At 68.6% G+C, this 11,566-nt stretch carries 8 protein-coding genes and 4 pseudogenes; 9 read left to right on the top strand and 3 right to left on the bottom strand.

Annotated features, from left to right (window positions below):
- On the top strand, positions 1-968 hold a 968-nt coding region (locus E1258_RS24335; protein WP_371688680.1), incomplete at its 5' end, for a tyrosine-type recombinase/integrase.
- Positions 969-1,056: 88 nt separating this feature from the next.
- On the opposite strand, the gene E1258_RS24330 is transcribed toward E1258_RS24335, so the two are convergent.
- Positions 1,057-1,779 carry a 2-keto-4-pentenoate hydratase gene (locus E1258_RS24330; protein ID WP_207919693.1) on the bottom strand — a complete coding sequence of 241 codons (723 nt, stop codon included), beginning with the start codon at positions 1,777-1,779 and terminating at the stop codon, positions 1,057-1,059.
- Positions 1,776-2,453 (bottom strand): annotated as a pseudogene (locus E1258_RS24325) (aldehyde dehydrogenase family protein); the annotation flags it as partial. The pseudogene E1258_RS24325 and the gene E1258_RS24330, both read right to left, overlap by 4 nt.
- 75 nt (positions 2,454-2,528) lie before the next feature.
- Here E1258_RS24325 and E1258_RS24320 point away from each other — a divergent pair.
- A pseudogene (locus E1258_RS24320) lies at positions 2,529-3,041 on the top strand (IS5 family transposase); the annotation flags it as partial.
- 22 nt (positions 3,042-3,063) lie between these two features.
- Here the strand turns inward: E1258_RS24320 and E1258_RS24315 are convergent.
- Entirely contained in the window at positions 3,064-3,972 is a 909-nt protein-coding gene (locus E1258_RS24315) for an NADP-dependent oxidoreductase (RefSeq protein ID WP_132405206.1), read from the bottom strand.
- A 118-nt stretch (positions 3,973-4,090) separates the two neighbouring features.
- Between E1258_RS24315 and E1258_RS24310 the strand changes: the two genes are divergently transcribed.
- The 7 genes and pseudogenes from E1258_RS24310 to E1258_RS24280 form a co-directional block, all read left to right on the top strand.
- Positions 4,091-4,549 carry a MarR family winged helix-turn-helix transcriptional regulator gene (locus tag E1258_RS24310; protein ID WP_243715653.1) on the top strand — a complete coding sequence of 153 codons (459 nt, stop codon included), beginning with the start codon at positions 4,091-4,093 and terminating at the stop codon, positions 4,547-4,549.
- Positions 4,550-5,052: 503 nt separating this feature from the next.
- Positions 5,053-5,559, top strand: a complete 507-nt coding sequence (locus E1258_RS24300; protein ID WP_132405202.1) for a MarR family winged helix-turn-helix transcriptional regulator — start codon at positions 5,053-5,055, stop codon at positions 5,557-5,559.
- Positions 5,560-5,574: 15 nt separating this feature from the next.
- Positions 5,575-5,814 (top strand): annotated as a pseudogene (locus E1258_RS35130) (helix-turn-helix domain-containing protein); the annotation flags it as partial.
- Positions 5,815-5,930: 116 nt separating this feature from the next.
- Positions 5,931-6,408: pseudogene (locus E1258_RS35125) on the top strand (hypothetical protein).
- Positions 6,409-6,440: 32 nt separating this feature from the next.
- Complete coding sequence (locus E1258_RS24290; protein ID WP_132405200.1) at positions 6,441-6,995, top strand: hypothetical protein; 555 nt, start codon at positions 6,441-6,443, stop codon at positions 6,993-6,995.
- Positions 6,996-7,117: 122 nt separating this feature from the next.
- On the top strand, positions 7,118-8,038 hold the full coding sequence (locus E1258_RS24285) for an NADP-dependent oxidoreductase (RefSeq protein WP_243715652.1): 921 nt from the start codon (positions 7,118-7,120) through the stop codon (positions 8,036-8,038).
- 433 nt (positions 8,039-8,471) lie between these two features.
- The coding region (locus tag E1258_RS24280; protein ID WP_132405198.1) for a ThuA domain-containing protein at positions 8,472-11,566 on the top strand (3,095 nt) is incomplete at its 3' end.

Below are 11,566 nucleotides of genomic sequence, written 5' to 3'. Positions count from 1 at the left end.
CCGGAAGGGGGACCGCCGAGGTGTCCGTGATCCCGCTGCCGACCACCCGTCGCTCCGTGGGGCTCGTGGTCGCCGTCGACGCGTTCCTCGACCGGTTCCGCGACGACCCTGGCACCCGCGCCACCTACACCGAGACCCTGCGCCGGCTACGCGAGACCGCCGGCGACCAGATGCCGGTCGCGGCGCTCACCCCGGAGATCTACGAGCAGACGATGGCCCGCTGGGATCAGGGGGCCGCGAACACGTGGAACAAGCACCTGTCAGCGCTCACCTCGTTCACCGCCTACTGCCGCCGCCAGGACTGGCTGACCACCGACCCCGGCCGGCGCCTGGAGCGCCGCAAGGTCACCCGGACCCGGGACAAGGCCATCCCCCGCGCCCGCCTCGACCGGTTGTTCACCGACGACCGCAACCTGCTGCGCGAGCGGGTGCTGTGGCGGATGCTCTACGAGACCTGCGCCCGCGCCGAGGAGATCCTCGGCCTCGACGTGCCCGACCTCGACATGGAGTTCCGCCGCGCCCTGGTCACCGAGAAGGGCGGCGACCGCGCCTACGTGCACTGGGAGACCCCAACCGCCCGCCTGCTGCCCCGGCTGCTGGCCGGGCGCACCGCCGGGCCGGTGTTCCTCGCCGACCGGCGCGCTCCCGCCGCCGGCCGCCGCGCCCCGGCCCTGGACGACATCTGCCCGGACACCGGCCGGGGCCGGCTGTCCTACCCGCGCGCCGAGTACCTGTTCAAGCAGGCATCCAAGCTCCACGACCCGCACGGCGCCGGGTACACCCTCCACCAACTGCGGCACTCCGGGTTGACCCACCTCGCCGCCAAGGGCCGCAGCGCCGCCGAACTACAGGCCAAATCCCGCCACCGACACCTCGCCACCCTCGGCATCTACGTCCGGCTCGGCGAGGAAACCTCGGCCCGCATAACCGCCGAGAACGACGAGCACCACCGTCGGCACCGGCGCTAACCTCGCGTCCCACGTACCGGGATCAAGCAAAACGGCCGGAGCGGCTGCCCGGGAACCCCAGTTTGAGGAAGCGGCCCCAGGTGAGGGGCTAGATCAACTGCTTACCGTTGTTTTTGGTCTGAAACCTACGGGCGGGCCAGGTGACGGCGACGACCGGGGAGCCGAGGTAGGCGTGGCCGGCGCCGAAGGAGACGGGCTCGTCGTCGCGGTACAGGATCATCCCGACCCGGGCCAGGTCGAGCCCGGTCAGGGTGTACGGAACGGTGCCGAGCACGACGGCGCCGCTGGAAGCATTGTCGGCGACGGTGTCGGTGATGGTCAGGTCCCACCCGGCGATGCGGGAGTCCACGATCTCGACGGCCGGCAGGACGAAGGCGGAGGCCCGCAGGACGTCCGCCACGGTGGCGCCGGGCCGGTCGAGGTCACGGTCGAGGACGAAGGCGATCTCCCCTTCGGCGCGCGGCTGGATGAAGCGGTCCAGGGCGACGGGCTCGCCGTGGGCGAGGACCATGTCGTCGAAGAGCATCCCGAAGTCGGGTTCGAAGACTCCGAACTGCTCCTGTACGGCGGGCGCGGTCAGGCCGATCTTCGCACCGACCCTTCGTGCTCCTGCGGCGAGCCGTGCGGAGGCGAGGCGGCTCTGCACCTCGTACGCGTTGTCGATGCCGGTGTCGCCGAGCAGGTCGCGGACGGGGGCGCAGGGCGTTCGGGTGGCGGCTGCGCGGGTCAGGCGGGAGACGGCGGCCTCGACGGCGTCGCGTCCCATCGGCGTGACGGGTGTGTTCCGGTGGGTGTCGATGTCGGTCGTCATAGCTGCACGCACACGTTCGTGGGCTCGGTGTAGAAGTGGAGGGAGGAGGCCCCGCCTTCCCTGCCGATGCCGGAAAGCCCGGCACCGCCGAAGGGCGAGCGCAGATCGCGCAGGAACCAGGTGTTGACCCAGGCCATGCCGATGTCCATGCGTTGGGCGACACGGTGGCCGCGGCGCAGGTCGTTGGTCCACACCGCAGCGGCGAGACCGTAGTCGGTGTCGTTGGCCAGGGCGATGGCCTCCTCTTCGGTGTCGAAGGGGATGAGCGCGGCGACGGGACCGAAGATCTCCTCGCGTACGGGGCGGTCGGCGTTGGTCAGCCCGGTCCACAGGGTGGGTTCGATCCACGCGCCGCCGTCGAGGTCGGGCCCGAGGCGGGGTGTTCCACCTCCGGTGACGACCTTGGCTCCGGCGGTTTCGGCCAGGTCGAAGTAGCGCAGCACCTTGCGCCGGCGCTCCTAAGAGATCAGCGGGCTGGTGGTGGTGTGCGCATAGAACGGGTCGTCGAGCCGCAGCCGGGCGGCCCGTTCGGCCAGACCGTCGACGATGTCCGTGAACACGGCCCGGTGGACGTAGAGCCGCTCGGTGCACAGGCACACCTGGCCCGTGTTGGTGAAGACCGACCGGGACAGCCCGTCGAGCGCCTCGTCGACATCGACGTCGTCAAAGAGGACATCTGATCCGTGTAGCGGTTGATTCACGTTTGGGCGTGGCTGCGGCGGGCTTGGTTCGTTGATCTGGCCGTGGGTGTGAAGCGGCGTGGGTATCGGTCGGACTTGTCGGATGAGCGGTGGGCGTTGATCGAGCCGGTGCTGACCGCGTGGCGGGCGGCGCGGGTGGGGTTGGGGATCAGCCGGCCGGTGCATGACCTGCGGGAGATCGTCAACGCGATCCTGTATGTGGCCAGGACGGGGATCGCCTGGGAGTACTTGCCGCATGACTTCCCGCCGGCGAAGACGGTGTACGACTACTACGCCAAGTGGGAAGCCGACGGGACCACGCAGCGGATCCACGACCTGCTGCGAGATCGGGTCCGGGTCGCTCGGGGCCGTCGTGGGAGTCCGTCAGCGGTGGTTCTGGACTCGCAGAGCGTCAAGACTTCCAGCAACGTCGGCGAGTCCAGCCAGGGCATCGACGCGGCGAAGAAGATCAAGGGACGCAAGAGGCACATCGCCACCGACACCCTCGGTCTGCTCCTGGCGGTGGTCGTCACCGCCGCGTCGGTGCAGGACTCCACCGCTGGCCGACACCTGCTCAGGACGAACCGCGTTGGTGGATCGAGGCTTAGAGAGTGACGACGATCTTTCCCTGTGTGTGCCCGCCTTCGGCTTCGCGGTGCGCATCGGTGATCTTGTCGATCGGGAAGGTCGCTGCGAGGTATGGGGTGTAGCCGCCACGAGCCCCGAGCGCCGCCCCCTCGGCGAGCACCTCGGAGTTGTTCTCCGCGTACAGGTGCCGCACGCCGAGCTGCGGCGCGCGGGTCGCGTCGGCGATCGTCACGACGCGGTCCACGCTGCCGGCGATGGCGACGAGATCGGCAAGCGATCCGGAACCCGCCGCGTCGAGCACGGCGTCCACCCCGCCGGGCGCGAGCTTGCGGACGCGACTGGCCAGCCCTTCGCCGTACGTGACGGGCAGTGCACCCAGACCGCGCAGGTAGCCGTGTTTGCCCTCGCTTGCCGTGCCGATGACGGTAGCGCCGCGAGCCACGGCCAATGCCACCGCGGCACTGCCCACTCCGCCGGCGGCGCCTTCGATCAGGAGGGTTCGGCCGGACAGCTCGCCGAGCGCGTTAAGCCCTCGGCCTGCGGTGTCGACGGCCAGCCCCGCTGCGGCGGCCTGTTCCAGCGTCCACCCGTCCGGTACGGGAGCCCAAGCGGTCAGCACCGCATACTCGGCGGTCGCCCCGAAGATCCCGCCGAGGCCGAAAACGCGATCACCCACGGTGACCCCGGTGACACCCGCACCGATTTCGTCGACAACCCCGGCGGCGTCCCGGCCCGTGATGGCCGGGAAGTCGACCGACAAGCCAGCGGCCCGGGCCGCGCCGGAGCGAAGCTTCCAGTCGACGGGGTTGACGCTCGCCGCAGCGACCCGGATGCGGAGCTCTCCCGGTCCGGCGTGCGGCTCGGGTGCGTCCTCGATGACGAGCACGTCAGCGGGACCGTAGTCGTGGTAGCGCGCAGCACGCATGGTAACTCTCCTCCGAATCGATCACTTTCCGCGGCAAGCGTCCCTCAAAGTGCTTTCCGCGGCAAGCGTTAGGGAGATCACTTTCCCCGGAAAGCAACGTGCTGCTATCGTCACGCACGTGACAGCGGATCGGGAACTCGGACCGGCTGAGGCGGACCTGTGGGAGTCGCTGCTGAGCGTGGTCCTGTGGCTACCCGCCGCCCTGGACACCCGGCTCAAGCGGGACGGTATAAGCCTCGCCGAATTCCTGATCCTCTGGTGCCTGACGGAGCACAGGGACCGCACAAACACCATGAGCTCGCTCGCCGAACTGTCTCGGGTCACCCCCTCGCACCTGTCCCGCATCGCGGCGCGGCTGGAGAAGGAGGGCTGGCTGGTCCGCGAGCCCAATCCGGCAGACGCCCGCTATACCAGCGCTTCGCTGACGGAGGCGGGATCACGCAAGTACGCCGAGGCGGCACCGGGGTACCGCGCGGTGCTGCGTGAGCACCTCTTCGACCGGCTGACCGCGGAGCAGACCGCGCAGCTCACCGGAATCATGGCGGAGGTCGCACGCTCCCTGAATCTGCGCTCCTAATAGGACTTTAGAGACCGGCGATAGGTGTCACTTGAGTCTGCGGGTGGCGGGCGCCGGGCCACGGTTGGCGGGGGTGGCCACCTTCAGGGCCTTGCTCAGCCGGGCGGCCTTGTGAACCGGCCGGTGTGGTAGGTCCCGGCGACCGCGCCGGAGCGGGATCGGCGCGGCGAGCCGGGCTGTGCCTGGCACCGTGGGCACGGGTGCCTTTCGACGTCGTCGGCGTCAGGGGTCTCGGCGTCGCGGTTCGAGGCGTCCGTCATGCCGCTCAGATTCTTACAAACATTTCTCATGATCCCTCAGGGGAACACCTGCGTGAGAACAAGTTTTGAGAGTGAAACCGGCGCCGAATCGCCGTCTCGGGCCGATCGGCGGAGCTCTTCTCAGAAAGGACTGTTTCTGCAAGACCCACTGGACACCGACTGTTGATCTTGGCTAGTGGGACTTTTCCGAGCGTTAGTCCCAGGAGTCGGCAACTTCGAATTCAAAGCATGTACGATCGCAGGATGAGTGAAGCGGCGCCAGGCCTGAGTGCGGAGCAACTTGGTGCGTACTTCGCTTTGGTGGAGGTCAGCAGCCTTCTTCAGTACGCGGTGGACGAGCACCTGCGCATCGACGGTGACCTCAGCTATGTGCAGTTTCAGCTCCTCACCCGGCTCGTCGACGCGCCCGGGGGCAGGCTGCGGATGACCGACCTGGCCGACGGTGTCGTGTACAGCCGCAGCGGGCTGACCTATCAGGTGGGCTTGCTGGACAAACGTGGCCTGATCACCCGTTCGCCGTCACCGGACGACGAGCGCAGTGTCATGGTGGCGGTCACCGACGTCGGACGCGACCTGGTCGCCCAGGTGCTCCCCGTGCATGTCGATCGCGTACGGCACCTGTTGTTCGACCCCTTGACCGGCGACGACGTCACCGCCCTCAACGCCGTCCTGGCCCGGGTCCGCGATCACATGCGCGCCGCTCCGCCCCGCTCTGCCAAGCCTCGCGCCCGGCGCAACCAGACCGACTGAGGCAGGGGGAGAGCGATGGACCCCGCGTTGCTGGCGGACTTTCTCCGGGCTCGCCGGGAAGCACTGCAGCCGGAGGAGGTGGGGCTGCCGCGGGGCGCTCGACGTCGTACCGGTGGGCTGCGGCGCGAGGAGGTCGCGGTGCTGGCCGGCATGTCGGCCGACTACTACAGCCGGCTTGAGCAGAAGCGCGGTCCGATGCCGTCGGAGCAGATGCTGGCCGCCGTGGCCCGGGCGTTGCGGCTCAGCCCGAGCGAGCGGGAGCACCTGTTCACCCTCGGCGGGCACCCGGCTCCGCGGCGTACCCCGCCGGACGATCGGGTTGGTCTGGCTATCAGGACCATCGCGGAGCAGCTCTCGATACCCCCGCGATCGTGTTCTCCCGGTTCGGTGAGGCGTTGCTGCAGACCCCGGCGGCGGTGGCGCTGCTCGGTGATTACACCCGTTTCGAGGGCCTGTCGCGCTACCTGGTCTATCGCTGGTTCACCGACCCGGCCCAGCGGGCCATCTATCCGCCCGAGGGCCATGACATACGTGCCCGGGTCTTCACCGTGGACCTGCGGGCGGCGTACACGACCGAGCCCGGCGGGCACCGCCGGGGAGATCGTCGACGCGCTGCTGGCGGTCAGCCCCGAGTTCGCCGAGATCTGGCGGCGGCACGAGGTGGACGTCACCCATCACCACGACCTCAAACGCTACCAGCACCCGGCATTGGGCGAGCTGGAGTTGTACAGCCGGCGGCTGGTGGATCCCGACGAGGACCAGGATCTGCTGGTCTTCATGGCCGAACCCGGGTCGCCGAGTGAGGTGAAGCTCCGGCGGCTGATCACCATGGCCGGGGGCGAGGCGTGAGCCGAGCCTGATCGCTTATCCATGGGTCTGTCATGCCGTGGATGACGAGAACATTCACCCGCCTCCCGTTCCGCTTGAGTGGTCGAACCGGGAAGGCGGTGAACACTGTGGATCCGGAAATACTGGCGCACTTTCTCCAGGAGCGCCATGACGAGACGGCGCCCGGCTGGCCCGGTCACCGGGCCAGCCCGGTCCTGGCACTCGTCGTCGAGCACCTGGCGGAGTACCCCGCGACGGTGCTCTCCCGGTTCGGCGAGGTGTTGCTGCAGACCCGTCCGGCGATCGCCCTGTTCGGCGATTACACCCGGACCGGCGGGTTGTCGCATTCTCTGGTCGATCGCTGGTTGAGCGACCCGTCGGCGCGTGAGCGCTACCTCGTCGAGGTGGGTGTCCCCGTTCGGCATCGCCCGAGGTGCTACCGGCATGTCGCACTGGGCGGTTCGGCACTGTACCGCCACCTGCTGGTCTGTCCAGCGGAGCGCCAGGCGCTGCTGGTCTACATGGCTGTCCCCGGCTCCGCCAGCCACGCGAAGCTGCGTGCTCTGGCCGCCGGAAGTAACGAGGAGAGTCCTGCCGACCGGCAGTAGCCCCGGCTGAGACGACTGTCACCCACCGCACCACACTTGCTTCGAATTCGAAGCGTGCTAGCCTGTCGTTCAATAATGCTTCGAAATCGAAGCACGCCGGATTCAGAGAGAGGAGGCTCGTCATGAAGGCAGTGCGTTTCCACGAGTACGGCACCCCCGAGGTCCTGCGCTACGAAGACGCGGACCAGCCGGCCCCCGGCGTCGGCGAGGTCCGGATCCGGGTGGCGGCGACGTCGTTCAACCCGGTCGAGGGCAACATCCGTGCCGGTGTCATGCAGGGCCCCATCCCGCTCCGGCTGCCGCACACCCCCGGCATCGACATCGCGGGTACGGTCGACGCGCTCGGCGAGGACGTGACCGGCTTCGACATCGGTGACCGGGTCATCGGCGCCCTGCCGTTGACCAGCACCGGCGCGGCCGCCGAGTACGTCATCGCCCCGGTCCGGATTCTGGCGGTAGCCCCCACGAGCGTCCCGCTGGTGGACGCCGCCGGACTACCGCTGGTCGGGCTCACCGCGTGGCAGGCGCTGTTCGACCACGCGAGGCTGACCTCCGGCCAGCGGGTGCTGATCAACGGCGCGGGCGGTGTCGTCGGCGGCTACGCGGTGCAGCTGGCCAAGAACGCCGGCGCGTACGTGATCGCCACGACCGGCCCGCGCAGCTCCGAGCAGGCCAAGACGGCCGGCGCCGACGAGATTCACGGCCCCGGCATCCCGCAGATGTCCGAGCCGGCCGACGTCGTGCTCAACTTCGCCCCGATCGCGCCGGAGCAGATGGCCGCCCTGGCCGCCGTGATCCGGGACGGGGGCGTGCTGGTCAACACCGCCGTGTGGATGCCCGCTGCGTCCGACGAGGCGCGCGGCGTACGGGGAATCAATCTTTTCTTCCGTCCCGACGCCGAACAGCTCGCCCAGCTGGTGACCCTGCTCGACGCCGGCAAGCTGCACCTCGGCGCGACCCGGCGGGCGGCAACGGCGAAACCAACATCGCCCGAGTCACCCGACGCGCCAACCGCCGCCCCCACGACCTCATCACCACCGTGACCGGCCGCTACCCAACTACGCAATGACCCTGGGTTACGTCCCCTCTTGATGGACCGGAAACAATCTGGCAACCTTCCAAGCATCGATGGGGAGCGCTCCCATACATCGACGCGAGACGTTACAGATGACGTCCGCCCACTTTCCACCTCGACATCCTGGTCACCCACCCAACGCTCGGACCCAGCACGCGCAACCGCCCCAACCTCGTGGCGCGGGCCAGCACCGCGCCCGTTCGCCAGACGAGTGTTGCGGGCGCATGACCGGTGCCGGCGTCTCGACCATTCACATGAGAGAAGGACCGACAATACTCCACATTCCAGACACTGGCTTTCATTTCGTTAACCAGTGCATCTGCTCCGCGTGATTCACCCCAGGCGCGGCCTTCGGTGCAGGTCCGTCTGCACGTCGTACGACAGGAAGTGAGCAGCCGATCATGTTTCGAAGATTGGCCTTCTGCCTAGCCATCATCGTGGCGGCGGTAGGCTTCACCCCCGTGCCCGCAAGCGCAGCTGCGGACTTCAATGTGTTGATCTTCAGTAAGACGGCCGGTTTCCGGCACGACTCGATCCCGGCCGGCATCACCGCGATCAAGCAGCTCGGCGAGCAGAACAACTTCACCGTCGAGACCACCGAGGACGCCGCCCAGTTCACCGCCGCGAACCTGGCCCGGTTCCAGGCGGTCGTCTGGTTGTCCACCACCGGGGACGTGCTCAACGCCAGCCAGCAGGCGGCGTTCGAGGCCTACGTCCGCGGCGGCGGCGGGTACGTGGGCATCCACGCGGCATCTGACACGGAGTACGACTGGCCGTGGTACGGCAACCTGGTCGGCGCGTACTTCGCCAGCCATCCGGCCAACCAGAACGCGACCGTGCGGATCGAGGACACCTCCCATCCATCGACGGCCGGGCTGCCGACGGCGTGGTCCCGGTTCGACGAGTGGTACAACTACCGGACCAACCCGCGTTCGCAGGTCCGCGTGCTGGCCAGTTTGGACGAGAGCACGTATACCGGCGGCTCGATGGGGGGTGACCACCCGATCGCGTGGTGCCGGGGCTACGACGGTGGCCGCTCGTGGTACACGGGCATGGGCCACACGAACGAGAGCTACAGCGAGGCGAACTTCCGTACGCACCTGCTGGGCGGTGTCCGGTACGCGGCGCAGGGGACCGGCAACTGCTCGACCGGTCCGCCGCCGCAGGCCGGCTACCGCATGGTGAACCTGGCCAAGGGCGTCGCAGAGGTCGGCGAGCCGATGGGTCTGACGGTGCTGCCCAACCGGGGCGTGCTGCACACCTCGCGGGACGGCACCATCCGCTACACGGACCCGGCCGGCATCACCAAGGTGGCGCTGACCATCCCGGTGTACACGCACGACGAGGAGGGGCTGCAGAGCATCAAGGTGGACCCGAACTTCGCCACCAACCGGTGGGTGTATGTGTACTACTCGCCGCGGCTGTCCACCCCGTCCGGCGACGCGCCGTCGACCGGCACGGCGGCGCAGTTCGCCCCGTTCAACGGCGTTAACCGGCTGTCCCGCTTCACGGTGAACACCGACTTCACGCTGAGCGCGTCGTCGGAGGTGACGGTCCTGGAGGTGCCGACCAGTCGTGGCATGTGCTGCCACGTCGGCGGCGACATCGACTTCGACGCGGCTGGCAACCTCTACCTGACCACAGGGGACGACACCAACCCGTTCGACTCCAGCGGCTACACGCCGATCGACGAGCGGTCCAACCGCAACCCGGCCTACGACGCGCAGCGCAGCGCCGGCAACAGCAACGACCTGCGGGGCAAGATACTGCGGATCCGGCCGAGCTCCGGCGGTGGGTACACGATCCCGGCCGGCAACATGTTCGCGCCGGGTACGGCCAACACCAAGCCCGAGATCTACGCGATGGGTTTCCGCAACCCGTTCCGGATGTCCGTGGACAAGGCGACCGGCATCGTGTATCTCGGTGAGTACGGGCCGGATGCCGGCACCAGCAACCCCAGCCGTGGACCGGCCAACCATGTAGCGTTCGAGCGGATCACCCAGCCCGGCTTCTACGGCTGGCCGTACTGCTCGAGCTACAACACGCCGTACATCGACTACACCTTCCCGTCCGGTCCTTCGGGTGCCCCGTTCAACTGCACCGGCGGGCCAGTGAACAACTCTCCCAACAACACCGGCATCACCCAGCTGGCCCCCTCGCAGCGGGCGTGGCTGCCGTACGGCGGTGAGCAGAATCCGCCGGCGCTGGGCAGTGGCGGCCTGTCACCGATGGGCGGCGTGGTGTACAACTACAGCGCCTCGCTCGCCTCCGACGTGAAGTTCCCGGCGTCGATGAACGGCAAGGTGTTCCTCGGCGAGTTCGGCCGGCGGTGGATCAAGACGGCCACGGTCACCAGCTCCGGTGGGGTGGGCACGATCGAGGCCTTCCCGGCGTACACCGGTACCCAGGTGATGGATCATGAGTTCGGGCCGGACGGCGCGCTGTACGTGCTCGACTACGGCACGGGCTGGGGGAGTGGTGACGCAAGCTCGGCGGTGTACCGGATCGAGTACAACTCCGGCGGTGGCCGGTCGCCGACCGCGTCCGCCTCGGCCAACCCGACGAGCGGGAGCGCGCCGCTGACCGTGCAGTTCAGCTCGGCCGGCTCGGGCGACCCGGACGGCGACCCGATCACCTACGCGTGGGACTTCACCACCGACGGCACCACCGACTCGACGGCCGCCAACCCGTCGTTCACCTACACGGCCAACGGCGAGTTCACGGCCACGCTCACGGTGCGCGACAGCACCGGCCGCAGCTCGACGGCGAGCTTGGTGATCGGGGTGGGCCGGCCGACGGTCGTCCTCAACCTGCCGCTGAACGGCAGGCTGTTCAACCCTGGTGACGCCATCCCGTTCGATGTCACGGTCACCGACGCGAACGCACCGACCGTCGACTGTAGCCGCGTGAGGGTCAAGTACACCCTTGCGCACGACAGCCACGGTCACGACATAAGCAGCGCCTTTGGTTGCTCGGGCACGCTGCAGACCACCGCGGACGGTGAGCACGACACCAACGCGAACATCTTCGGCGTGCTGACCGCCGAGTACACGCCGGCCGGCTCGACCACGCCGGTGACCTCGCCGCAGGTGATCATGCAGCCGCGGACCCGGCAGGCCGAGCACTACAGCGCCCAGCAGGGCACCACCACGGTGGCGAAGCCGTCGGCCAACGGCGGCAACGCGGTCGGGTACATCGAAAACGGCGACTGGATTTCGTTCACGCCGTACAACCTGAGCGGGGCCACGTCCTTCACCGCGCGGGTCGCCTCCGCCGGCTCGGGCGGGACCCTCTCCCTGCGTACCGGCTCGGCCACCGGGCCGGTAATCGGCTCGGCCACGGTTTCGCCGACCGGCGGCTGGGAGACCTGGACCAACGTCACCGGCACGGTCAACGCACCGGCCGGTACACAGAACCTGTTCCTGGTCTTCACCGGCGGCTCGGGCAACCTCTTCGACGTCGACGCGTTCACCTTCAGCGGCACGCCACCACCTAC

The organism is Micromonospora sp. KC207 (genome assembly GCF_004348615.1).
Lineage (GTDB): Bacteria > Actinomycetota > Actinomycetes > Mycobacteriales > Micromonosporaceae > Micromonospora.
The sequence above is the reverse complement of the archived record's forward strand: the minus strand, read 5'-3'. Positions and strand labels throughout refer to the sequence as shown.

What these genes read in the sequence shown, in the direction of transcription:
- E1258_RS24300 (WP_132405202.1), top strand. Translation starts at nt 5,053, where the DNA reads ATGAGTGAAGCGGCGCCAGGCCTGAGTGCGGAGCAACTTGGTGCGTAC.
- E1258_RS24290 (WP_132405200.1), top strand. Translation starts at nt 6,441, where the DNA reads ATGCCGTGGATGACGAGAACATTCACCCGCCTCCCGTTCCGCTTGAGT.
- E1258_RS24315 (WP_132405206.1), bottom strand. Translation starts at nt 3,972, where the DNA reads ATGCGTGCTGCGCGCTACCACGACTACGGTCCCGCTGACGTGCTCGTC.
- E1258_RS24285 (WP_243715652.1), top strand. Translation starts at nt 7,118, where the DNA reads ATGAAGGCAGTGCGTTTCCACGAGTACGGCACCCCCGAGGTCCTGCGC.
- E1258_RS24330 (WP_207919693.1), bottom strand. Translation starts at nt 1,779, where the DNA reads ATGACGACCGACATCGACACCCACCGGAACACACCCGTCACGCCGATG.